The organism is Bacillus xiamenensis (assembly GCF_001857925.1).
In the GTDB taxonomy this organism is placed as follows: domain Bacteria; phylum Bacillota; class Bacilli; order Bacillales; family Bacillaceae; genus Bacillus; species Bacillus xiamenensis.
Genome location: NZ_CP017786.1, coordinates 548,058 through 571,855, shown reverse-complemented (window position 1 = coordinate 571,855; position 23,798 = coordinate 548,058). Strand labels below are relative to the sequence as shown.

Annotated in this window: 18 protein-coding genes; 13 read left to right on the top strand and 5 right to left on the bottom strand. The window is 42.7% G+C overall.

Annotation, left to right across the window (positions count from 1 at the left end):
* Positions 1-61: 61 nt before the first annotated feature.
* Genes BK049_RS02850 through BK049_RS02840 form a run of 3 tightly spaced genes read left to right on the top strand, consistent with a single transcriptional unit; the run spans position 62 to position 3,883 of the window.
* Entirely contained in the window at positions 62-1,579 is a 1,518-nt protein-coding gene (locus tag BK049_RS02850; RefSeq protein WP_008355175.1) for a phytoene desaturase family protein, read from the top strand.
* The gene (locus BK049_RS02845) at positions 1,576-3,051 is read left to right on the top strand and encodes a phytoene desaturase family protein (RefSeq protein ID WP_071167807.1); all 1,476 of its coding nucleotides are present in this window, start codon (positions 1,576-1,578) and stop codon (positions 3,049-3,051) included. The genes BK049_RS02850 and BK049_RS02845 overlap by 4 nt, the downstream gene beginning before the upstream one ends.
* Positions 3,044-3,883, top strand: coding sequence for a phytoene/squalene synthase family protein (locus BK049_RS02840; RefSeq protein ID WP_008355179.1), 840 nt, complete (start codon positions 3,044-3,046; stop codon positions 3,881-3,883). The genes BK049_RS02845 and BK049_RS02840 overlap by 8 nt, the downstream gene beginning before the upstream one ends.
* 50 nt (positions 3,884-3,933) lie before the next feature.
* Here BK049_RS02840 and BK049_RS02835 read toward each other — a convergent pair whose 3' ends face one another.
* Positions 3,934-5,310 carry an MATE family efflux transporter gene (locus BK049_RS02835; protein WP_008355181.1) on the bottom strand — a complete coding sequence of 459 codons (1,377 nt, stop codon included), beginning with the start codon at positions 5,308-5,310 and terminating at the stop codon, positions 3,934-3,936.
* Positions 5,311-5,424: 114 nt separating this feature from the next.
* Here BK049_RS02835 and BK049_RS02830 point away from each other — a divergent pair, with 114 nt between their 5' ends.
* The 10 genes from BK049_RS02830 (at position 5,425) to BK049_RS02785 (ending at position 16,481) form a co-directional block, all read left to right on the top strand.
* Entirely contained in the window at positions 5,425-6,291 is an 867-nt protein-coding gene (locus BK049_RS02830; protein ID WP_071167806.1) for a helix-turn-helix domain-containing protein, read from the top strand.
* A gap of 14 nt (positions 6,292-6,305) precedes the next feature.
* On the top strand, positions 6,306-6,866 hold the full coding sequence (locus BK049_RS02825; RefSeq protein ID WP_071167805.1) for a GNAT family N-acetyltransferase: 561 nt from the start codon (positions 6,306-6,308) through the stop codon (positions 6,864-6,866).
* Between the two features lie 69 nt (positions 6,867-6,935).
* Positions 6,936-7,202, top strand: a complete 267-nt coding sequence (locus tag BK049_RS02820; protein ID WP_071167804.1) for a hypothetical protein — start codon at positions 6,936-6,938, stop codon at positions 7,200-7,202.
* Between the two features lie 36 nt (positions 7,203-7,238).
* Positions 7,239-7,499, top strand: a complete 261-nt coding sequence (locus BK049_RS02815; RefSeq protein WP_232532052.1) for a hypothetical protein — start codon at positions 7,239-7,241, stop codon at positions 7,497-7,499.
* 671 nt (positions 7,500-8,170) lie between these two features.
* Complete coding sequence (locus BK049_RS02810) at positions 8,171-9,517, top strand: aspartate aminotransferase family protein (protein ID WP_071167802.1); 1,347 nt, start codon at positions 8,171-8,173, stop codon at positions 9,515-9,517.
* A complete protein-coding gene (locus tag BK049_RS02805; protein WP_008355197.1) occupies positions 9,504-11,000 on the top strand; it encodes a pyridoxal phosphate-dependent decarboxylase family protein in 1,497 nt (498 codons plus the stop codon). The genes BK049_RS02810 and BK049_RS02805 overlap by 14 nt, the downstream gene beginning before the upstream one ends.
* Positions 10,997-12,778 (top strand): IucA/IucC family protein, encoded by a 1,782-nt coding sequence (locus tag BK049_RS02800; RefSeq protein ID WP_008355200.1) that lies wholly within the window; start codon positions 10,997-10,999, stop codon positions 12,776-12,778. The genes BK049_RS02805 and BK049_RS02800 overlap by 4 nt, the downstream gene beginning before the upstream one ends.
* Positions 12,775-13,329 carry a GNAT family N-acetyltransferase gene (locus BK049_RS02795; RefSeq protein WP_008355203.1) on the top strand — a complete coding sequence of 185 codons (555 nt, stop codon included), beginning with the start codon at positions 12,775-12,777 and terminating at the stop codon, positions 13,327-13,329. The genes BK049_RS02800 and BK049_RS02795 overlap by 4 nt, the downstream gene beginning before the upstream one ends.
* On the top strand, positions 13,304-14,653 hold the full coding sequence (locus BK049_RS02790) for a lysine N(6)-hydroxylase/L-ornithine N(5)-oxygenase family protein (protein ID WP_071167801.1): 1,350 nt from the start codon (positions 13,304-13,306) through the stop codon (positions 14,651-14,653). Before BK049_RS02795 ends, BK049_RS02790 begins: the two co-directional genes overlap by 26 nt.
* A gap of 13 nt (positions 14,654-14,666) precedes the next feature.
* Positions 14,667-16,481 carry an IucA/IucC family protein gene (locus BK049_RS02785; RefSeq protein ID WP_071167800.1) on the top strand — a complete coding sequence of 605 codons (1,815 nt, stop codon included), beginning with the start codon at positions 14,667-14,669 and terminating at the stop codon, positions 16,479-16,481.
* 44 nt (positions 16,482-16,525) lie between these two features.
* Here BK049_RS02785 and BK049_RS02780 read toward each other — a convergent pair whose 3' ends face one another.
* The 4 genes from BK049_RS02780 to BK049_RS02765 form a co-directional block, all read right to left on the bottom strand.
* Complete coding sequence (locus BK049_RS02780) at positions 16,526-17,383, bottom strand: GNAT family N-acetyltransferase (RefSeq protein WP_071167799.1); 858 nt, start codon at positions 17,381-17,383, stop codon at positions 16,526-16,528.
* A 97-nt stretch (positions 17,384-17,480) separates the two neighbouring features.
* On the bottom strand, positions 17,481-18,416 hold the full coding sequence (locus BK049_RS02775) for an anti protein (protein ID WP_071167798.1): 936 nt from the start codon (positions 18,414-18,416) through the stop codon (positions 17,481-17,483).
* A gap of 120 nt (positions 18,417-18,536) precedes the next feature.
* Positions 18,537-21,965 (bottom strand): methionine synthase, encoded by a 3,429-nt coding sequence (gene metH / locus BK049_RS02770; RefSeq protein ID WP_071167797.1) that lies wholly within the window; start codon positions 21,963-21,965, stop codon positions 18,537-18,539.
* Complete coding sequence (locus BK049_RS02765; protein ID WP_071167796.1) at positions 21,949-23,790, bottom strand: bifunctional homocysteine S-methyltransferase/methylenetetrahydrofolate reductase; 1,842 nt, start codon at positions 23,788-23,790, stop codon at positions 21,949-21,951. Before BK049_RS02765 ends, metH begins: the two co-directional genes overlap by 17 nt.
* Positions 23,791-23,798: the final 8 nt, after the last annotated feature.

Genomic DNA, 23,798 nt, shown 5'->3' with positions numbered 1-23,798 from the left:
ATCTAATTCTTCTAATTTGTATAATTAACTTAAAGTGAATTAATTTGGAGGAAATAGGATAATGAAAATCATTGTGATCGGAGCAGGACCAGGGGGACTTGCAGCAGCCATGATGCTGCAAAGCAAAGGACATGACGTTCATGTATACGAAAAACAGCCCTTTGTTGGCGGACGTAACTCTAAGTTTCAACTTGGTGATTTCACGTTTGATACAGGTCCTACCTTTCTCAGTATGATTCATATTGCAGAGGAGCTGTTCACCTTTGCTGGTAAAAATCTTTATGACTATATGGATGTCATTGAATTAAAAGAAATGTATAGATTAATCTTTCAAGACGAGAAGCTTGATATGATTCGAGATCGAGACGAAATGTACAAACGGTTAGAAGCCTTTGCATCTGGTGAAGGCGAGGGATATTTACGTTTTATGAACGATACAAAGCGAAAAATGGACCGCCTGACGCCAATTCTACAAAGTAAAATGGACCGTTTTCATCATTACTTGCGTCCGAAGGTTATTAGAGCGCTTCCACAGCTTTCATTAAATAAGAGCTTATACGATGTGCTGTCAGACTATTTCTCGAATGAATCAGTGAAATATGCATTTACATTCCAATCAAAATATTTAGGGATGTCACCTTGGGAATGCCCTGGCGCATTTTCAATCCTTTCGTTTATGGAGCATGACACAGGCGTTTTCCATCCGAAAGGCGGAGTGAACCAGCTGTCAGAAGCGATGGCAAAGGCAGCTGTTGAATCTGGCGCAACCATTCACCTGTCATCTGGAGTTGAAAAGCTGCTGACTGAAGGCAGGAAAGTGAAGGGGATTCGCTTAGAAACAGGGGAAGAAATCGAGGCGGATGAGGTGGTTGTAAATGGTGATTTTGCACACGTAATGACAAAGCTTGTAGAGCCGGGTCTCTTGAAGAAATATAGCGAGAAGAAACTGAAAAAGAAAAAGTTCTCATGCTCGACCTTTATGCTGTATTTAGGCTTAGATACGATATATGATGAGCCGCATCATACCATCGTTTTTTCCGATGACTATGCGAAGTTCGTCAAAGAGATTACGAAAACCTTTGAGCTGCCGGATGATCCGTCCATTTATATTCAAAATGCAAGTGTGACAGATGATTCGCTTGCGCCAAAAGGCAAATCAGCTCTTTATGTGCTTGCGCCAGTTGCGAATAATCAAAGCGGTATTGACTGGGAAGCGCATCAAGATGAATTTAGAGAGCTTGTGCTGGATACGTTGGAGCGGAAAACAGGCTTTAAAAATATTAGACAGCACATAGAAGTCGAGCGGATGATCACACCGAAGCATTGGGAGGAAGAGCTTTATGTGTATGAAGGTGCGACATTTAACCTTGGCCATCAGCTTACGCAGATGATGGTGCTAAGGCCGCATAATGAATTTGATGAATTGAAGCACTGCTGGCTTGTTGGTGGAGGAACGCACCCAGGAAGCGGTCTGCCGACCATTTTAGAATCAGCGCGTATTACGACAAATGCGATTCTTTCAAAAGAGAAGCATACGCACAAAAGAGTGCCACATCAAGAAAAGGGGAGCGCCTCATGAAAAAACATATATTAATTGCTGGCGGCGGTATTGGCGGAATGATCTCAGCACTTTATTTAAAAAAAGCTGGACATGATGTCACCCTTGTCGAAAAAAATGAACGGCTTGGCGGGAGACTTGCTTTTGTACGTGAGAAAGGATATAAAGTAGATGAAGGTCCGACCATTGTCCTACTTCCTGATATGTTAAAAGGAATTTTACATGAGATAGGAATTGACGAATCCTCACTTGATCTGCTGCAGCTAGACCCGCTGTACACGATTCAATACCAAGATGGCACTTCTTACACGAAGTATTCTGATATCCTGCGGCAGCTCGATGAAATCAGGCGTGTATTTCCAAAGGAAGAACAAGGATTTCTGAAATTTATGGAAGAAATGACGAATCGATTTCAAGAAGGGCAGCAAGCTTTTCTAGAAAAATCGTTTCATGAAAAACGCACCTTTTTTACAAAAGCAAACATGAAAATTTTAATGAAATTAAAAGCATATCGAACGGTTCAAAGCGCGCTAAAAAAATATTTCTCAGATGAACGCCTGAGAGATGCGTACGCACTTCAAACCCTCTATGTCGGAGGAAACCCGTATGAAGCGTCTGCTATTTATTCGCTAGTTTCATATAGTGAGCATGCCCATGGAATTTATTATTTAAAAGGCGGATATGCGAGTTTAGTAGATATATTGGAAAGACAGCTCCTAAAGATGGGGGTCGAAGTAAGACAAAATGAAGAAGTAGTGCAATTGGAATTTGAGGGGAAACGAGTGGTCAAAGCAAAAGTAAATGATGAAGACATAGCAGCGGATGCATTTGTGATAAACGGAGATTATCCAGCAGCGTTAAAACAGCTTGGTTTAGTTGAACAAGACCGGCGCAAATACGTTCCATCCTCCGGCTGCGTGATGGTGTATCTAGGGTTAAACAAGATATACCACGAAGCACCTGTTCATCAATTTTTTATGGGAGAACACTTTGATCAGCATATGAAAGACGTTTTTCAAACGAAAACGATCCCACAAGACCCGTCGTTTTATACATTTCATCCATCGATCATTGATCCATCACTTGCTCCAAAAGGCTGTAGTGTCCTATATATGCTGATTCCTGTACCGTCAGGAGATCACATCAACTGGGAAGAGGAGACAGACTTTGTCGATAAAATGGTGGAGCGTCTTGAAAAAAGAGGCTTTCCGCAATTGCGAGAGTCGATTGTCTGGAAAAAGGTCAGAACACCCAATGATTCAATGCGAGAAGGATTGTTTGAAGGCGGCAGCTTTGGACTTGCTCCTAATTTGTTTCAATCAGGTGTTTTTCGGCCGCAAGTGAAGGTTGCAGAGACAGACAATCTTTATGCGGTGGGCGCTTCAATTCATCCCGGCGGCGGGGTACCAATTGTGATGCAAAGTGCGAAGCTCATGGCTTCTGTATTGCTAAAAGATTTGAACGACAGAAAGGAAGTGAAGCTAAGTGGTTGATGTACAAACAGCTTTGAAAGTATGTGAAGAGACCATTCAAACACATTCAAAAACGTTTTACCGTGCCTTTTCCATGCTGCCTAAAAAGAAAAGACAGGCAGTTTGGGCTGTTTATTCCTTTTGCCGGAGAGCGGATGACATTGTAGATGAGTCCACTTCACCAAAAGAGGAACTGGCGTCTTTTCAGGAGGCGTTTGATCGTTTCTTACAGGGCGAAGTAGACCGTCATGATCCAATGTGGGTAGCGCTCGAGCATACATTTCAAGAGTTTCGTATGGATGAAGCCCCGTTCTTCGACCTGCTGCGAGGACAGGAGATGGATTTAGAGCAGCATAGATATGAAACGTTAGATGAACTGCTCATTTATTCCTATCATGTCGCAAGTACCGTTGGGTTGATGCTGCTTCCAATCATTGCACCACGTAAAAAAGAACAGCTAAAAGAAGCAGCGATTTCGCTGGGGATTGGCATGCAGCTGACCAATATTCTTCGTGATATTGGTGAGGATAAGGCGGAAAGAGACCGCATTTATTTACCAAAACAAGTCATGGATCAATTTGGGTATACAGAGCAAGAATTGCAAGAAGGCATCGTCAATCAAGCATTCCAGCATGTATGGGAATATATTGCCTTTGAGGCAGAGGCGTACTACGAGGAATTTTTTGACCACCTTCATGAATTTCCGCTTTATTCACGTATACCGGTGAAAGCGGCTGCTCACTTTTACAAGGCCATTTTAGATAAAACAAGAGAAAATGAATACCGCGTGTTTACAGAGCGTTCGTTTATTTCAACACAAGAAAAAGCACTTATTTTAGAAGATATGATGTAATGATAAGGACCGTTGTCAATCATCTGAAAGGACTGCACCCGCAGTCCTTTTTATGTGGAAGTAAAACGATATTCCGTCCATATCCTTGAACGCCACCGCCTATACATAAAGATGCCTCTTACCCACTCATCCACGATAAAAGAAATCCAAACCCCAACAAGGCCCATCTCAAGCTGAATGCCTAAAATATATGCGATCGGAAGCCCGATTCCCCACATTGAAATCATCGCCATATAGACTGGGAATTTCGCGTCACCAGCTGCCCGCAAGGAGTTGATGATGACCATATTAAAAGAACGTCCAGGCTCTAAAATGATCGTTAACAGAAGAAGCAGGCTGGCAATTTGAATGATTTCACTGTTGCTAGTGAAAAAAGCGAGTAAATGCGTCGATGATAAAGATAAAGCAGTGGAGGAAAGAAGTGATATAGCAATGGCCCAGTATAGGCTTTTCATGCATCTGCGATAGGCAGCGTCAAATTCTTTTGCCCCGATATGACGTCCGATTAAAATTTGGGTTCCTTGGCTAATGGCTGCGCCAAACAGCATAATGAACATCATGAAGTTCTGCGTATAGACTTTTGCGGCTAGTGCTTGTGTTCCCATAAATGTAATAAACAGCGTAATGATCATTTGAGAACCATTATAAGAAAGCTGCTCTCCAGCAGAAGGAATCCCAATTTTCAGCAGCCTTTTTAAATGCGTCTTCTGGATGTGAAACATTTTTTTCAGTGAAAACCTTAGCCCAATTCGGCGGCGAACAATCAAGATCATGGCGGTCAATCCAATGAACCGAGCAAATGATGTGGAAAAAGCAACACCCATTACGCCTAATACAGGGAAGCCAAACGGGCCGAAAATGACCAAATAATTACCGGCAACGTTTAACAAGTTCATTCCGATGGTGACATACATCGTGTCTTTCGTAAATCCGTAGCTTTTTAAAATAGCACTATAGGTCATAATGAGAGCCTGAATAAAGGAAAGCAGTCCGACAATCTGTAAAAAAATTGAGGCATCCGGCATTAGCTCGTGTGATAACCCCATCATATGCAGGATGGGAACAGCTAACACAAACATGAGGAGACTAATGACAAAGCTAATCAGGAAGTTGGTTCCTAGTGATACATAGGCAACTTGGGTCGCTTCCTGCTTGCGGCTCGCTCCTAAAAGCTGCGCAATCACAATCGTCGTACCTGTTGTAATAAAACTGAACATCACAATCAATAAATTTAGCAACTGGTTGCTGACACCGACTGCGGCTACACTGCTGTCAGCGTATTGACTGAGCATCAGTGTATCTGCACTGCCCATCAGCATATATAAAGAGATTTCGATAAAAATAGGCCACGTTAATGCAAATAATGAAGGGTGAGATTTCTCACTTTTGGCTTCAACCTGTGGAATTGGCAGTGCTTGAGGTTTCATCACATCGCCCTCCTTTCGTATAAATCCGATTTATAGTGTACCGTGCATTGACTATAATAAGAAGAGATCAAACCGAAACTTATTGGAGAAATCCGACTTCATAAGGGGATGAATATGAGTCCATTTATTACATTTACTGTACCGCCGTTTCCGGTTTATATTGCTTCAGGCAAAGGTGTATTTCATCAAGGAGAAAGACATATCTCTAGAATCTTCACTGTATTTGATCTTCTTTATGTCACAAAAGGTGAACTGTGGATAACAGAAGACGAGGTGCCCCATCACGTAAAAGAAGGAGAATACATCATATTATCACCGGGCCTGTCTCATGGCGGACATCTGCCATGCAAAGAAGAAACACTTTATGAGTGGCTGCATTTCTCAATTGATCCATTTGAGTTTACGGATCGGTCGAGAGAACACTGGCTTGATATGAAACAAAATCAAGCCACTTTCGAAAAAGCAGCAAGCTATGAATTTCGTCTGCCCCAAAAAGGAAAAGTGAAAGGAAGAAGTGTGTTAGAGAAGCATCTTTCAGCTATGAGGGCATTAAATGATGATGCGTCTGAGCTTCCGCTGAAAAAGCAGCTTCAATTTGAGGGAATGCTTATTCATTTGCAAAAGGAAGCATTTCATATTCCAAGTGCAAAGGAGACCGTCGCTTCAGAAGTGGTTCACTATCTTGAGCGTCATTTTACGCAAAAATTAAAAATGGAGAAGCTGGCAGAGGTTCTTCATTATCATCCTGATTACATGACAAGATGTATGCAAACTGTGTACGGAATGACTCCTAGTCAGTACATCAATCGTCTAAAAATGGAAAAAGCCAAAAGCATGCTTGCTTCAACAAATGAAAAAATAGCTTTCATTGCAGAACATGTAGGCATTGATGATCCTACATATTTTTCTAAGCTGTTTCGGCAAAATGAAGGCATGACGCCTATCCAATACCGTCATCTTGCAAAAAGAACAACAAAGTAAAGGAACGTGAACCGATGAATGGGAAAAAAGAGGAGCTTGTGAGCATACGTCCATTAGACGAAAGAGATTTAGAAGTGGTGTGGCATTTAAAATTTAAAGCACCTGATCAGTCCTATCGAAAGTGGAATGCACCTTATTTGATTGAACACGACATATCGCTTGCTGCATTTAAGAAACGATATGTACAGGATGAATCCACCCCGCCGAAACTATTTGGCATTGATGTAGGCGGCGAAATAAAGGGCACGGTGTCTTATTATTGGGAAAATGAACGCACACGCTGGCTTGAATGCGGAATCCTTATTTATGACTCACGCTTTTGGAATGGCGGCGTTGGAACGAAGGCGTTACATCTATGGGTAGATGAACTATTTTCGCAGATAGATATCCCGCGAATTGGTTTGACCACCTGGTCTGGAAATGAACGCATGATGCGCTGCGCAGAGAAATGCGGGTTTACCCTTGAGGGGAGACTGCGAAAGGTTCGTTACTACCAAGGAGAGTACTATGATTCGATGCGTTATGGGATGCTAAGAGAAGAATGGCAAAATCTTCCGTGTTATCTATCTAAATAATTTTTCTTATTATTAGGACAAAAGTATCGTATGATGGAATAAACTGAAAAAGAAGGGCGGCAGGTAAATGTGAGCTGGATTACAGGTTGGTTTGTATCCATTTTCGTTGCAATCTATCTATTCGTAGATGCACCAAAACATGGGAAAAATAAATGGCTATGGTCCATTTTAGGTCTTTTATTTGGGCTCTTTACACTTGGAATCTATCTCATTCAAACAGGAAGAAAAGGGTTGGGCTGGACAGTGCTGATTGTATCCATTCTCATCTATTCTATTTTTATCCTAGTCTATGTCTTTTACTTCATATTGCTGATCATTGGGTACTCAAACGCATAATTCAGAGACCGCATGTACATAAGGGGGAATTTGATCGTGAGAATCACGGGTTTATTTGTTTCACTTGCTGTTGCCATCTATTTATGGTTTGATGCGCCAAAGCATAACAAAGACAAATGGCTATGGGCCATCCTAGGTTTACTTTTTAGTACAATCGTTCTTGGCATCTATTTGATCAAAACAGAGAGGAAGGGGCTGGGCTGGACGATCCTCATTTTAACTATTTTATTTTATCTCATGCTGCTGATCTCTGTTTTGATCGGTATCATCCTTTTTTATCAGGTAAGTCCTTCATAATGAAGGGCTTTTTTAGCTGTTGAGCAGGTACACCTGCAAGGACAATCTGTGAATCCCGCCTTAATAAATATCACAATATGCCCCAATTTTTGCGTGCTTGCCCGCAATCAAGCGCCCCGTATGATTGATGCAAAGACATCAATCGGGATATCAAAGCCATGCGGCATCCCCTTCTTTTTATGTAAATACCTTTGACCCTTCCATATATCATCACCAAACCACCGTGGTCTTTTGTGATGAATGGCTAATGCTTTCTGATCCTGTACCAAGTAGTGGAGAAGATCCTGCTTCGTTAAAATCCTCGATTTATTTTAGAGAAATGATACCTCTATCACCATTTATACCAACATAGAAGTTCGCTATTTCTTTGCTTTTCTACATTCATTTCATCCAGCTTTCCTGTATAAAATAAGCATTCAGTGACGAATAGAACAAAAGAACCAGGAAAATTGATTTGTAATTTTTTTCAACAACCTTCAAGATGAAACGCTTTCTCTCCTTATGGCAGTAGATGTTTGTAAAAATGACACGAAATTACTCGTAAAAAAGAGAATGTGACATTCATATGCTTTTCGAATCATCTTTTTGAATACAATTGACTTTCATATTTGACATCCTCTAGTCTAGTAATTGAAAATGATAATCTTTATCAATTGGAGGAGTGTTTTATTATGTCCATCAAAACCGTTTCTAAAAATCAGAAGTTTTTAGAGCAGCAAAGTCAAAGAGAATCTAATGCAAGGTCTTACCCGAGACGGTTCCCATTAGCTATGCAAAAAGCCGAAGGCATGATCGTGACAGATGCGGATGGCAGAGAGTTTTATGACTGCCTGGCAGGTGCAGGAACACTTGCACTTGGTCACAATCATCCGGTTGTGATAGAAGCGATTGAACGTATGCTTCATGAAAAAAGACCATTGCATACGCTGGACATAACCTCAGAAATTAAAGAAGAATTTGTGAATGAGATTTTTTCTCACTTGCCAGAGGAGTTTGCGAAAAGAGCGAAAATTCAATTTTGTGGACCAACTGGTGGTGATGCTATAGAAGCAGCCATTAAATTAGTCAAGACAGCGACAGGGAATCGTTCCATTCTTTCATTCCATGGCGCTTATCATGGAGCGACACATGGCACGATGTCATTAAGCGGGAATTTGTCGCCAAAAGAAAGAGTGCAAGGGTTAATGCCAGATGTCCATTTCCTGCCTTATCCATATGAATACCGCTGCCCATTTGGTATTGGCGGTAAAGATTCGCACCGTATTTCCAGCTCTTATATCGAGCGTGTTTTAAATGATCCTGAAAGTGGGATTCTTTCGCCGGCAGGCATGATCTTTGAAGCTGTGCAAGGAGAGGGCGGCTCCATCCCGGCATCCATTGAATGGATCCAAGAAATGAGACGAATCACAAAAGAAAAAGGCATTCCGCTCATTATTGATGAGGTTCAATCAGGTATTGGACGAACAGGTAAGATGTTTGCCTTTGAACATGCAGGAATTGTGCCAGACGTCATTGTGCTGTCAAAAGCAATTGGGGGAAGCCTGCCGCTATCAGTTGTGATCTATGATAAAGACTTGGATCAATGGAATCCAGGTGCACACATTGGCACATTTAGAGGAAACCAAATGGCGATGGCAGCAGGAACCGCTACACTTAAATTTATAAAAGAAACCAATTTGCTTGATCATGTAGAAAAGATAGGTGAGCGTATGCGGGCTAGCTTAAAAGACATCCAAAAACAAGTACCTGCTCTCGGTGATGTACGAGGAAGAGGTCTAATGATTGGCGTTGAAGTCGTGAATACCGATGAGAAACAGGATGTGGACGGTAGTTATCCAGCGAATCCAGAGCTAGCCAGTCTCATTCAAAAGAATTGCTTCGATAAAGGCTTAATTGTGGAGACAGGAGGCCGCTTTGGAAGTGTGATTCGATTCTTACCGCCTTTGACCATGACGGAAGAACAGCTCGAAAAAGTCATCGCGATTTTTAAAGAGGCGGTTTACGATGCAGTCAACTAAGACTTCTGTTGATTCATTATTTATTAATCAAAGCCAGCTTGGGAGGGAGTCCTTCCAAGCGGCTCTTCATACATCAATCGACAGCTTAATGGACGAGTGGGAAAAAGACAAAGGACCTTACAGCGGAATATTGCCTGGGAAATTAGCGGCTAGTGTCGAATCGTTATTCCAGTTTCAACCGTCGGGAGAATCCATTGAATCTGTTTTTCGGGATATAAAAGAACACCTTTTGCCGCATTTGGTTGATGTATCACATCCTAAATGCTTGGCGCATCTACATTGCCCGCCTCTCATTCCTGCGCTTGCAGCAGAGGTGATGGTAAGTTCCTTTAACCAATCAATGGATTCCTTCGATCAAAGCGGCATCGCTTCTTTGGTTGAGGAGGAAATCCTAAAGTGGCTATGTGAAAAGTTTTCTTATGGAGAACGAGCAGATGGAACATTTACGAGCGGCGGAACTCAATCTAACTATATGGGACTGCTTTTGGCGAGAGATGCATTTTGTGAAAATACTTGGCATTGGAATGTTCAGCAGAAGGGCTTACCGGGCGAAGCTCACCGTATGCGCATCCTCTGCTCCAAGAATGCCCACTTCACTGTGAAAAAGTCAGCATCCCAGCTAGGTTTAGGTGAACAGGCAGTCGTGCTGGTAGAGACAGATGAGCATCACCGAATGGACCTAAATGATTTGAAGAAGAAGCTCGTTGAGTTAAAGGAGCAGGACCTGCTGCCTTTTGCTATAGTAGCGACTTGCGGGACAACTGATTTTGGCAGTATTGATCCGGTTCGTGACGTGTACGACATCGTCAAGCCATTCGGTCTGTGGATTCATGCAGATGCTGCATATGGCGGAGCACTTGTGTTAAGCGAAATCAATCGAGGTAAATTAGCCGGCATTGAACTTGCTGATTCGATCACGATCGACTTTCACAAACAATTTTATCAGCCGATCTCCTGCGGGGCATTTTTGCTAAAAGATAAAAGACATTTTGGTTTGATTGATTATCATGCAGATTATCTGAACCCAAAGGAAGATGAACTGGATGGAATCTTGCACCTCGTCAATAAATCTGTTCAAACAACTCGCCGGTTTGATGCACTGAAATTACTTCTTTCCCTTCGTCTGATTGGAGAAGAAGGGTTCGGCGGCATCATTGACCATACCATCCAATTTGCAAAGGATGTGGCTGTGCTTATTGAGCAAAATGATCATCTTCAAGTGATCAATCCTGAGCCGGAAATCAATGCGATCGTCTTTCGATTTATGGATGAGCATCACACAGATGACGTCAATAAGATCATTCATCGGACTTTATTCCAAACCGGTACTGCTGTTGTTGCAAAAACAGTGGTTGATGGTCAAACATGCTTGAAATTCACTTTGTTAAATCCGAGAACGACAATCACACATATTGAGGAAATCCTTTCTGACATCGTTGATATCGGGATCGCTCATATTCAATCCGGGAGGGTACTACGTTGAGTCAATATAAACAAATGGCTGAAAATGCAACCATGCAAAGCTTTTTAAATTGTTTTTTACGTGAAACAGGAATCGATCGTTCTGCAAAGAAAGAGACATACGAAGACGGTTCGCTTGTATTCGTAGCAAAACTAGCAAGGCAAGATCTTGAGCTTGTCATTCCGATCCGATATTTTTCGCCTGTCGGCCGTCATCTATTTGATTTTCCCGTTCGCTTTCGCCCGCAAGGCAGTAAGCAGGAGGGAACGGTTGTCGATTACACGACTCTTGTTGCTTTATGCTCAAAGGAACTTCTCATTGAATACGGTCGTACAGATGCAGAGGATGAGTTCATGCTTCGCATCATTTTAAGCTGCCGGAATATTGAACGATTCTTAAAGGAGAGAGAAAGTGATCGAGAGGCTCTTTCTCAAGCTGATTTTGAATATATCGAAGCGGAGCAGTCACTTCTCCTTGGACATTTAACGCATCCTACACCAAAGAGCAGACAAGGAATGACAGAAGAGGAGGAAGCCATTTATTCTCCTGAGCTGAAGGGTTCCTTCCAGCTTCATTACTTTAAAGCGCACCCTTCTATTGTGCTTCAGGATTCTTCTATTTCACAGTCTGCACAGAGCCTCATGCTTGAGGAGCTATTGCGCCAGATGCCAGAAGAAAAAGAGCGGCTGAATACCTTAACAGAAGGCGGAGAATATGTCCTCATTCCGATTCACCCCCTTCAAGTGAAAGTGGTCATGGAGAAAGCCTTCGTCAAGCGTTATATAGAGGACGGGAAGCTGGCTTATGTAGGGCCGCTAGGGTCTGAATACACAGCGACATCTTCCTTTAGAACCGTCTATCAAAAGGACTCTGCTTACATGCTCAAATTCTCTGTCCCTGTGAAGATTACGAACTCCTTGCGTGTCAACAAACAAAAGGAACTTGATCGCGGAGTTGAGATGTCTCGTATTTTAAAAACAGAATTAGGCGTTTCTTTATATGACAAATTCTCTGGATTCCGGGTGATTGAAGATCCTGCGTATTTATCCATTCAAGGAGACGAGGCGGAATCTGGCTTTGAGGTGGTCATTCGTCAAAATCCATTCTTGCATCATGAAAAAGGGGCAAGCTTAATTGCTGGGCTATGTCAGGATCATGCATATGGAGGAAAATCACGCCTGGCAGGAATCATTCATGAACTAGCAGACAGAGAAGGCAGATCAACAGAAGCGGTGAGCCGCGACTGGTTTAAACAATATTTAACCATTTCGTTAGAGCCGATGCTTTGGCTGTTTGAAACGTATGGTCTTGCCCTTGAAGCCCATCAGCAAAATGCTGTCGTGCAGCTAAAGGATGGTTATCCAGACACATTCTATTATCGTGACAACCAAGGCTACTATTATAGTGAATCGAAAAAGGACCAACTCGCAAGGCTTGTTCAAAATTTAAGCGTCAGAAGTGAAACCATTTGTGCAGATGATGTAGCCGTTGAGAGGTTGCGCTATTATTTCTTCTTTAATCATTTGTTTGGTCTCATTAACGGCTTTGGCACAGAAGGGCTGGCAAAGGAAGAAGACTTGCTGGCACTTGTTAGAGACACACTGCTTGCGCATGAAAAGACATATGGTGAATCTGACCTGACAAACAGTCTTCTCCGCTCAAAGGAATTGCCTTCAAAAGCGAATTTGCTCACGCGGTTTGAAGATATGGATGAACTGACAGGTTCTCTGGAAACGCAGTCCAGATACACGCCGGTCTTAAACCCACTCTTTTTGCATAAGGAGGCGCTGATTGGATGAGGGATCGTATTAGGTTCATTCGGGCTGAATATGAAAGGGACGTCCGCCTAGTCCATAAGTGGATGCAAGAAGATTACGTTCATCCGTTTTGGCATTTGAATATTCCGTTTCCTGCTTTTGAAAAGCATTTTTATCAGGCGATTCATGATCCTCATCAAACCCTTTATTTAGGAACGATTGACGGGACGCCGATGAGTTATTTTGAGGCATACAATGTGAAAGGCGATGTGATTGAATCGTACTATCAACCTTCCCCTCATGATCAAGGGATTCATCTGTTAATAGGGGAGCCAGATTATGTTGGAAAAGGATACGCTGCACCGCTCCTTCAGGCCATGACAGCTTTTCAATTTGAGCAGAACAAACGAACAGAAAAAATCGTTGCTGAGCCGGATATTCGGAACGAAAAGATGATCCATGTCTTTGAAAAGTGTGGATTCGAGCGTGTGAAACCAGTCAATTTACCAGATAAAACAGGACTTTTGATGTTTTGTGATCGAGATCGATTTGAAAGGAAGTATAACCATGACGCGGTTCAACAAGCAAACTAATGTAGTGGATGTCATTGGAATTGGCATTGGACCATTTAACCTAGGGCTTGCTGCATTATCTGAAGAAGTAAAGGAAATTGATGCGCTGTTTTTTGAAAGAAGTGAAGCCTTTCACTGGCACCCAGGTATGCTCATTGAAGGGACGACACTTCAAGTCCCATTTTTAGCGGACCTTGTCAGCATGGCAGATGTGAAAAGTAAATATAGCTTTCTCAACTATTTGCAGGAGCAAAACCGGTTATATTCATTTTACTTCCTAGAGGACTTCCACATCCCGCGCAAGGAATATAGTCATTATTGCCGCTGGGTCGCTGAACAATTAGACTCTTGCCGTTTTGGGATGAATGTCGAATCTGTCTCATTGACCGAGAAGGCAGGCGAAAAGCGATATGAAGTGCATGTCCGTCATGTGAAAGATCAAACCGTAGAGGTGTTTGAAAGTAAGCATCTCGTTTTAGGAATCGGTACGCAGCCAGCGATACCAGCATCTCTCCAGCCAGCTTTAGGAGACAAAGTGTTTCACTCAGCTGAGTATTTGAAACGAAAGAAAGAAGGCTGTTTCAAAGGAAAGTCTGTAACGGTCATTGGTTCTGGTCAAAGTGCGGCAGAAGTATTCTATGATATTTTGTCAGATGATGAGGCAAAGGATATTCACTGGTTTACACGGTCTAAAGGATTTTTCCCAATGGAATATTCAAACCTTGGTCTCGAGTATTTTTCTCCAGATTATATTGATTTCTTTTATGAGCTTCCGCAAACAAAAAAAGATGCGCTATTAAAACAGCAAGACTTGCTGTATAAAGGCATCAGCTCTGCGATGATCCGTGATATTTATCACCTGCTTTATGAACGTTCTGCTTGTGGAAAGCAGCTGAACACAGTGCTGCAAGCGATGACAGAGATCAATTTAATTGAGGAAACAGAGGATGGCTTATCACTTTCTTGCTCTCAATGGGTGAAAGAGGAATCCTTTACACATGAAACAGATATTGTCGTCTTGGCAACTGGCTATCAATCGGTATTACCACCGTTTATCCAGCCGATTTCTCATCATATTCAGTGGGATGATCAAGGACGTTTCCAAGTCGAACGTGAATATCGTTTGAAAACAAACACAATGGGTGAAAATGATATTTTTGTGCAAAATGCAGAGCTTCACACACACGGGGTCGGTGCACCAGATTTAGGGCTCGGGGCGTACCGAAACAGTGTCATAATCAATGAACTTGCTCGTCAAACGGTGTATCCACTTTATCAAAAGCACGTCTTCCAGACATTTGGTATACACAAGAACGTAAACACATTTGAAGAAATCAAAGGTTAAGGAGGATGAACCGATGAGTGTACAAGATGAATTGAAAAAAGCGGTGAATCCTGCTGCTTGGAAAAAAGCAAACAAGCGAATGGTGGCAAAAATGCTGTCTGAATACATGTATGAGGACATGCTTCATCCCGTTCAGCTAGACCAAAAGGATGGCATCGCCCAATATGAATTAATCATTCACGAACATAAAAAATATCGCTATCTCGCAAAACCTCGTTTGTTTGATAGTTATGATACGATTGCTGAATCGGTCGAGTGCTGTCAAGATGGAAAATGGACAAAGGATGTCAGTGCCATTGTGTTTTTACTAGACATCCAACCAATCATTCCAATGTCTTCTGACACAACTGGCCATCTGATCAAAGAGCTTCATCATACCTTGTTAGCAGATGTTCATTTGCTGTCGAAAAAGGCACTTCGTGCAGATGAACTAACAGATACAGATTATGCATGGATTGAAGGCGAAATGACGGGTCATCCTTGGATTGTGTATAACAAAGGGCGCATTGGGTTCAGCTACGATGATTACTTAGCCTATGCACCTGAAAGGCAAGAAAGTGTGCAGCTGTCTTGGATTGCTGTTCACAGGGAGCTTGCTACATTCCATGCGGTCGATCATGAAAACTATGAACAAGTGATTGCCAAAGAATTAGATGAAGTCACGATTCGTCAATTTCACCGTGTGTTAAAAGATGAAGGGCTGAATGCAGCTGATTATTATATGATGCCTGTTCATAAGTGGCAGTGGACTCATATGATCATTCAGCATTTCCCTGAAGATTTGGCTATGCGCCGCATCGTGTATGTAGGAGAAGGGCTGGATCAATATATCCCGCAGCAGTCTATTAGAACCTTTACCAACATTTCAAATAAAGGCAAGCATCATATTAAACTACCAATGAGTATTTTAAACACACTTGTATACAGGGGGCTCCCATCAGAGCGTACAGTCATCGCCCCTCGTATTACAGCGCATATTAAAGGAATCGCCGATCAAGACGCCTTTTTATCTGACGAGTGCCGCGTGATTTTACCAGGAGAGAATGCCAGTATCAATGTCGATCATCCATACTACAGCAAGCTGCCTGGTGCGCCGTATCAATACCTTGAAATGTTGGGTGTGATTTTTAGAGAAAGCATTTATACGTATTTAGATGAAGGGGAGAGCCCTGTCACTCTTGCGGCACTCACTTATGAGGATCATGAAGGTGAGCCTTATATTAAACAGCTCATTGAAAAATCGGGTCTTTCCGCAAAAGAATGGATGGCGTCATTCTTCCATGTCATCATGCCGCCGCTTCTGCACTTTATGTATCAATACGGAACGGTCTTTTCACCGCACGGGCAAAATACGATTCTCGTGTTAAAAGACCACAAGCCGCATCGTTTGGCGATCAAAGATTTTGTGGATGATGTAAACATTAGTGATCAGCCGCTGCCTGAATTAGCTTCATTAGAAGATGATTTAAAAGAAGTGCTGCGAAGTGAGCCGCCGGAAGGTCTTGTGCAATTTATCTTTACGGGACTGTTTATTTGCAATCTTCGTTACGTGTCAAACGTGTTAGAGAATCACGATCTGTTAGATGAAACGACTCTTTGGCGCTTGCTTGCAGAAGAAATTCAGCAGTATCAAAAGCAATTCCCGCAGCTAAAAGATCGTTTTGCCTTATTTGATCTCTTCCAGCCTCAGCTGACAAAGCTTTGCTTAAACCGTAATCGCATGATTGATTATGGCTATGGAGATGGAGATGACCGGCCGCATGCGTCAGAGCATGGAAAGGTCACGAATGCACTTGCTCAAGTTCTTTCATCCGTAGGCGGGAAGTAAAAAAGAAAAGCTGTAGACATCATGTGTCTACAGCTTTTTGTTTTTTAAGAAAATGCTTGTGAGGCCAGAAAATAAAGAAGCGCAGGATCGTTCTGCTTTTCGTTTCCGCGAATCATCATAAAATGCGCTACGTTCGTTTTTGTAAATCCTGCTGCAACAAGTGATGCATGCAGGCGTTCAGCCGTTTCTTCCTGCATATCTAAACGAAAGGCGCCAGAATCAGTCGAGATGAGCGATTGGATGAGTGAAAGGGCCGTTTGTTCATCGTTTGCGGCAAGCGGGCCAATCATCAGATTAGCAGGAGTTTTAACGCCAAACGCAAATCCGGTGATGTCGTGATGTTCATTCTGTGCAATCAGCCGGAACGCTGATCGTTCCATTCGCTTCTTTAAAAAGCTGGCTCGATTGGTGCCTGCGCCTTTCTCGTCAAGTGCTTCAATGGCCGGAAGGTGCGTTTCATCTGCTGGAGCAAGATGAATTTTCTCTGACACGTGAAGTGCGGAAGGGTTCGTTTTTTGTGCTTTGTATGTATGAATGTAGCCGGCTGTGTGAAAGCCGATCTTTTCATAAACGGGCCGTCCCTGTACAGTCGCTGTTAAAACGACTGGGACACTGTGGTGGCTTTGATGAAGCAAGGTGTCAATCATTTGACGTGCAAGACCTAAGCCGCGATATGTCTCCGATACAATGACAGCCCCAATTGATGCCACTCTGTCATATTGGAAAAGTCCAGCGCATGAGATCACTTGTCCGTCCGTTGTTGTAAAACCTGTAAAGTATCCATTTGTTAAAAGAGATGTGAGTTCTTCTGCATCGTAATCAGGCCAGTCTACCTCTTTTGACAATGCAATTAGGTCAGGTATGTCATCAAGTGTTAAAGATCGTTGCATAACGTTTGCCAATACACGCAACTCCTTCTTAGCTGAATTTGTCTATATGTATCGTACCATATGAAAGCATAAGAAAAAGGAAAAGGGGGTCCTTTTCCTTTCGGATTGTTTAGTAATTGAGGTCACGGTTGTATTCATACTCAAAGGTGAGCTGCAAGTTTTTAATTGAGACAACGCCCACTTTGATTAACCGTCCACCGATCAGCTGAGGTATCTCTATTGCATTGAAAGAAACAAAAAATCGGTCTTTTGCTGGTACTTCACTTGTTTTATAAGAAGAGATATCTACTTTTTGACCATTCCAAGGTACGTTCACTGTCCCGCCTTTTAAGGAAGAAACGGTAAAGACATAATTGTGTGCGTTTGTACTGCCCTTTTCAGCTTCTAATGAAAGGCCAGTGACAACGGCATCCTGCGGCAAGCTGCTTAAATCAAAAGAAGAATTTGGAGAACCGGCTTCATTGAAGCTGTTCAGTGTAGCAGGTGATCCATATCGTTTCGTTGTGCCTTTTTCAATGCTTTTATCAAACACAATACGATACATCTTGTCATCTTCATTTAATAATCGTTTTGGTTTGACGGCTAAGTAGTAGTCAGTACTGGCGGTAATTTTCGGCATATGGATGATTTCGTTTTGGTTGTTTGTCCGCACAGAGGAAGACACGAGTGTCCCGCTTTGATTGTAAAGGTAAAGATCGAAATCATTTCCAGCTTTCACATTCACGAGTTTAATCGAAAAACGGCCGTCTGCGCCATCGAATTTAGAGCTGGTGAACCGATAAAAATCAATGTCATCCATAGAAGAGATACTGCCCTCGTGATATAAGTATGTTTTGTTTAGATGAAGAGAATGCTGTAAGAATTGAGCTTTTTCCATCGTATCATTGTTTGCATAATCACTGTCTGGATAAAGGTGCTCCAATTCTTCCGTATAATATTTTGTTTGTTTCGTAGAAGCTTCACTCGCTTGTGCAGGTGACGGAAAGAGAGGTGCAGTGATCAAGAGACCTGTAAGCAGTAAAACCCCGATTTTCTTTTTGAACATGACAAACATCTCCTTTTAAGTAAATAACTTTCATTTATAATATCGGTAAAAAAGAGTAAATTTGCATATTTATGCCACTTTTTATTTTAAAAAAGAACCTCCAATCAAGGAGGATCTTCTTTAATGAACGTTAAAATATCGAGCTTCAGGATGAGAAACAACAATTGCTGAAACGGATGCTTCGGGCTCCATCATGAAGCCTTCTGTGAGATGAATGCCGATTTTTTCTGGCTGGAGCAGGTTAAACAGCTTTTCTTGGTCTTCTAGATTTGGACACGCTGGATAGCCAAAGGAATAACGCTGCCCTTGATATTTGGCCTGGAATCGTTTCTCCATGGTGAAATCAACTGGGTCAGGAAAGCCCCATTTGTCACGAATTACTTGGTGCGTTCTTTCAGCTAATCCTTCTGCAAGCTCAAGCGCTAGAGCTTGGACAGCATGCATTTTTAAATAATCACCTTCTTGTTTAAATTGCTGTGCAACCTCACGAATGCGGGCACCAGCTGTGACGGCAAATAAGGCGATATAATCTTTCTCGTTTTCTTCGCTTTTCCGTACATAGTCCGAAATGGAGCGGTATGGGAGTTTCTCCTGTCTTGGAAATTGAAATGTTTCGATGATGCGGTCAGGCGCTTCAGGATCATAAATATGCAGATCATTTCCATTTGAACTGGCAGGGAAGAATTGATAAACAAATGCAGGTGCAAACCAGTTCTTCTCTCTTCCTTCCTGAAGGAGATCTGTGACAAGCTGTTTTAACTCTAGTGCTTTAGGGTGTTGTTCAGCCAATAATTTTTTGACCTTTCCTTTTAACCCGAGATGATGACCAATCAGCATTTGCTCATTTACATAGGGCATGATATGGTGCAAATCAATGTCCCGCACATAATGGCGTTTTGTATTTTCTGGCGTGAAAATGGGCGCCTCCGGAAGTGCCGCTCGTTTTTCGAGTAATTCAATCACAGCTTTCGGCTGCTTCACTTCTTTCTCCTTGCTCAATTCTTCTTGCTCTGCTGAAGGCTTTGTTTGAAATTGAAGCGGATTCGCTTGTAACTCATTGGCTAATGACAGGCCGTCCATTGCATCTTTTGCATAAAGAACAGGTCCGTCATAATGAGGCGAAATTTTCATCTTCGTAAATTTCCGTGAAAGCGCCGCGCCGCCCACTAAAATGGGAACGGAGATGTTCGCTTTTTGTAAATCTTGAGCAGTCAGGACCATTTGCTGTGCTGATTTGACAAGTAAACCTGATAATCCAATCATATCTGGTTTTTCCTTCTCCACAGACTCAATCAAAGTTTGAGGGGTTACTTTGATTCCGAGGTCGACCACTTGAAAGCCATTATTGCTCAATATGATGTCGACAAGGTTTTTCCCAATATCATGGACATCTCCTTTGACGGTGGCGAGGAGTATCTTTCCTTTACCGCTTGCATGCTGCTTTTCCATATATTGCTCAAGATATGAAACAGATGCTTTCATGACCTCTGCCGATTGCAGCACTTCAGCCACAATCAATTCGTTTTGGTTAAAAAGACGTCCAACCTCTGCCATCCCCTGCATTAATGGACCATTGATGATCTGAAGAGGTGATTCGAATTTTTCCAAAGCAAGGGCGAGATCATCAATCAGTCCTTCTTTCGTTCCTTCAATGACATAGAGCGCCAGCCTTTCATCAAGCGATAAGGAGATCTTTGGCTTTTTCTCCGTTTTCTTTTTCCCGCGATAAAATTGTGTGAATTCGGCAAGTGTTTGATCGTTTGTTTGATAAAGTAATGTTTCAGCCAGCTTGATTTCTTCCTTTGGAATCGAAGCGAAGCGTTCAAGCTTTTCAGTATTCACAATCGCATAATCAAGTCCTGCTTGGACGCAGTGATACAAATAGACGGCATTTAGAATTTCTCTGCCAACAGGCGGGAGTCCAAATGACACGTTACTGATGCCTAAAATGGTGAGGCACTCTGGCAGTCTTTCTTTGATTAGTTGAATGCCTTTAATCGTTTCCTCAGCAGCACCGATATACTGCTCATCTCCAGTACCTACTGGAAAGACAAGGGGATCAAAAATGATGTCACTTGCAGGAATTCCATATTTCTTTGTTAGCAGATCATGGGACCGTACGGCAATCTCAAGTTTTCGTTCTGCTGTCACGGCCATCCCTGTTTCATCAATCGTTCCAACAACCAGTGCACCGCCATATAGTTTCACAAGCGGAAGAATCTCTTCAAAGCGCTCTTCACCATCCTCTAAATTAACAGAATTGATAATGGCTTTCCCTTGAGAATATGTGAGGGCTTTTTCGATCACGTGTTTATCCGTTGAATCAATGACAAAAGGGGCTTTGACTTTTTTCATGGCCTCTTTTAAAAAGCCTTCCATGTCTTCTGCCTCATCACGATCTGGATCTGCTAGACACACATCAATGACATGTGCACCATTTTTCACCTGAGCACGAGCAATTTCTGACGCCTCTTCGAACTTTTGTTCCGCAATGAGTCGTTTGAATTTACGTGAACCGATGACATTTGTTCGCTCTCCAACAAAGAGCGGACGCATCGCTTCTTCATAAATGAGAGGCTCAATTCCTGATACAGTATGCGGTGACGACTCATGTGTCATGCTGCGGGGCTGGAGCGAACGTACTTCGTCTGATAGTGCTTGGATGTGTGCAGGTGTTGTGCCGCAGCAGCCGCCGACGATATTTAACCAACCTTCCTTGGCAAAAGCGGCGATTTTTTTAGCAAGAGAAGCAGGGGATTCGTGATATTGTCCTTCTTCATCAGGGAGACCAGCATTTGGATAGCAGCTGACAGCCGATTTTGCGATGGAGGAGAGTGTGCGGATATGGTCTGTCATAAACTCTGGACCAGTTGCACAGTTTAAGCCAACGCTGATTGGTTTCATATGTTCAAGTGAGATATAAAAGGCTTCAATATCTTGGCCGGCAAGGGTTGTGCCCATTGGTTCAATCGTTCCTGACACCATTAGTGGTAATTGAATGCCAGTAGCATGAAAGGCTTCCTGAATGCCTTTGAATCCAGCTTTTACATTGAGCATATCTTGACTTGTTTCTAAAAGAAGAGCATCACATTTCCCATCAATCAGGGCGCGTGCCTGTTCTTCATAGTTTGCGACGAGCTCTTCAAACGATGTGCCGCCTGTTACGGATAATGTTTTTGTTGTGGGTCCCATTGCGCCTACAACAAAACGCGGCCACTCCGGTGTGGACAAACGGTCTGCCTCGCGCTTTGCCAATTGAGCAGCCTTTATGTTGAGTTCATAGGCGAGATGACCAAGGCCATATTCATCGAGAACAAGCTTCGTCGCGCCGAATGTATTCGTTTCGATTAAATCTGCACTGGCCTCAAGATATTGCCGGTGGATCGATGAGATCAGATGAGGGGCTGTGACATTCAAATATTCGTTACAGCCCTCATACTCTTCTCCGCCAAAGTCATCTGCTGTGAGATCGGCGTTTTGAATCATTGTGCCCATTGCACCATCAAGGACGAGGATGCGTTTCTGGAGCTGTTCAGTGATAGTTGACATGTGCGTTTGTCTCCTTTTCTTTCTGATGAATGTAAGTTGTGAGTTCTGCTGTTAAATCTGATCGAAGGAAAGGGGTAATTAAATAGATGCCATTAAACAATTCACAGGCTGTATCTAATAAAGACCGAGCAATCGCTAAGCCTTCAGTTCGCTGCTTTTCTTTATCTTCGCCTGCCTTCGCCATAATCTCACGAATCGAGTCAGACAATTTGATGCCCGGAATCTCATGATGAATAAACTCTGCATTTCGGCTGCTTGTCAGCGGCATAATGCCGATATAAATCGGTTTATCCAAATGACGGCTTTCCTCATGAATTTTCACAAGCTGTTCTTCAGAATAAACAGGCTGTGAAATGAAATAATCAGCACCGTATTCTATTTTTTTCTCAAGACGTTTGACCGCCTTATCAATATGACGGACATTCGGGTTAAATGCGCCAGCCACTGAAAAATTGGTCTTTTTGCCGAGCGGCTTTCCAGAAAAAGAAAGTCCTTCGTTAAATTGTTTGATCAGACGAATCAAATCAAAGGAGGTTAAATCATAAACAGATGTTGCCCCCGGGAAGTCACCGATTTTAGATGGATCGCCTGTAATGGCTAATATATCGGTTAGACCGAGTGTATCAAGTCCCATCAAATGGGATTGAAGTCCAATCAAATTACGATCACGGCACGTGATATGGACAAGTGAACGCATATCAAGCTGCTGTTTCAATAAAGCGCCACAAGCGACATTGCTAATACGGGGCGTAGCAAGAGAATTATCAGCCAGCGTGAGGGCATCAATGCCCACACTTTTTAATTCGTTCGCTGCAACAAGGAATTTTTCAAAGTTGAGCTTTTTCGGCGGGTCCAGCTCGACGATAATTGATCGTTTTTTCACAGCCAGCTCATCAAGTCCAGGCTCTGTGCGCTGGTCTTGGATCGAAATCATTTCTTCTTTTAACACTTTCACTTCTTTTTCGGTGATCGGTGCTAAATCTTTGACCGCTTCAGCCATGGCGCTAATATGCTGAGGCATTGTTCCGCAACAGCCGCCGATGATTCGTGCACCCTGATTTCTAAACTCAAGTGCACTTTTTCTGAAATAATCATTATCTGTATCATAGACGAGTCTGCCTTCCTCAAAGGAGGGAAGACTGCTATTAGGATAGACAGATAAATACGAATTTTCCAAAATTGGAACGCCTTCGAGTGCCTGAATCATATGATAAGGGCCCAGCCTGCAATTAATACCGACGACATCAGCGCCTAGTGCGGATAATTCGGATAAACCGTCTTTTAGCGGTGTGCCGTCCTGCAGAACACCTTGCTCATGCATGGAGACATTCATAACAATTGGGAGAGCCGTTTCTTTGCGTGCAATTTGGAGAACAGCTTTTGCTTCTTCAATGTCGTAATACGTTTCTAGCAATAATCCGTCAGGCTGTTCATTTAAGAGGATGTACAGCTGCTCTCTAAAGCTCCGTTTAATCTCGTCTAAAGAGTAGGCGTTTTTGTTAAATGTTCGGATACCGCCAATCGTTCCGAGGACATAAGCTGAGCCGGCGGCTGCTTTTGCAATTTGTACCGCTTTTGTATTGATGCGTTTTGTTTCTTCTTCTAGGCCGTAGCGGGATAGTTTAATATAATTCGCGCCGTATGTGTTCGTTTGAATGATGTCCGCCCCAGCCTGCACATACGCCTCATGTACTCTTTTCACTTCATCTTCTTTCGATAAATTTAATTCTTCAAAGCAGCGGTCGATGCCGTAAGAGTATAAAAGTGTTCCCATTGCACCGTCAGCAATTAATACGCGGTTTTGTAAGTCTTGTAATAGGCCCATTGGTTTCC

Bases quoted from the DNA above. Each gene is read 5' to 3' on its own strand.
- BK049_RS02775 (WP_071167798.1), bottom strand. From the start codon at position 18,416: ATGTTCAAAAAGAAAATCGGGGTTTTACTGCTTACAGGTCTCTTGATC.
- BK049_RS02850 (WP_008355175.1), top strand. From the start codon at position 62: ATGAAAATCATTGTGATCGGAGCAGGACCAGGGGGACTTGCAGCAGCC.
- BK049_RS02845 (WP_071167807.1), top strand. From the start codon at position 1,576: ATGAAAAAACATATATTAATTGCTGGCGGCGGTATTGGCGGAATGATC.
- BK049_RS02790 (WP_071167801.1), top strand. From the start codon at position 13,304: ATGACGCGGTTCAACAAGCAAACTAATGTAGTGGATGTCATTGGAATT.
- BK049_RS02825 (WP_071167805.1), top strand. From the start codon at position 6,306: ATGAATGGGAAAAAAGAGGAGCTTGTGAGCATACGTCCATTAGACGAA.
- BK049_RS02805 (WP_008355197.1), top strand. From the start codon at position 9,504: ATGCAGTCAACTAAGACTTCTGTTGATTCATTATTTATTAATCAAAGC.
- BK049_RS02795 (WP_008355203.1), top strand. From the start codon at position 12,775: ATGAGGGATCGTATTAGGTTCATTCGGGCTGAATATGAAAGGGACGTC.
- BK049_RS02835 (WP_008355181.1), bottom strand. From the start codon at position 5,310: ATGAAACCTCAAGCACTGCCAATTCCACAGGTTGAAGCCAAAAGTGAG.
- BK049_RS02810 (WP_071167802.1), top strand. From the start codon at position 8,171: ATGTCCATCAAAACCGTTTCTAAAAATCAGAAGTTTTTAGAGCAGCAA.
- BK049_RS02765 (WP_071167796.1), bottom strand. From the start codon at position 23,790: ATGGGCCTATTACAAGACTTACAAAACCGCGTATTAATTGCTGACGGT.
- metH (WP_071167797.1), bottom strand. From the start codon at position 21,965: ATGTCAACTATCACTGAACAGCTCCAGAAACGCATCCTCGTCCTTGAT.
- BK049_RS02785 (WP_071167800.1), top strand. From the start codon at position 14,667: ATGAGTGTACAAGATGAATTGAAAAAAGCGGTGAATCCTGCTGCTTGG.
- BK049_RS02830 (WP_071167806.1), top strand. From the start codon at position 5,425: ATGAGTCCATTTATTACATTTACTGTACCGCCGTTTCCGGTTTATATT.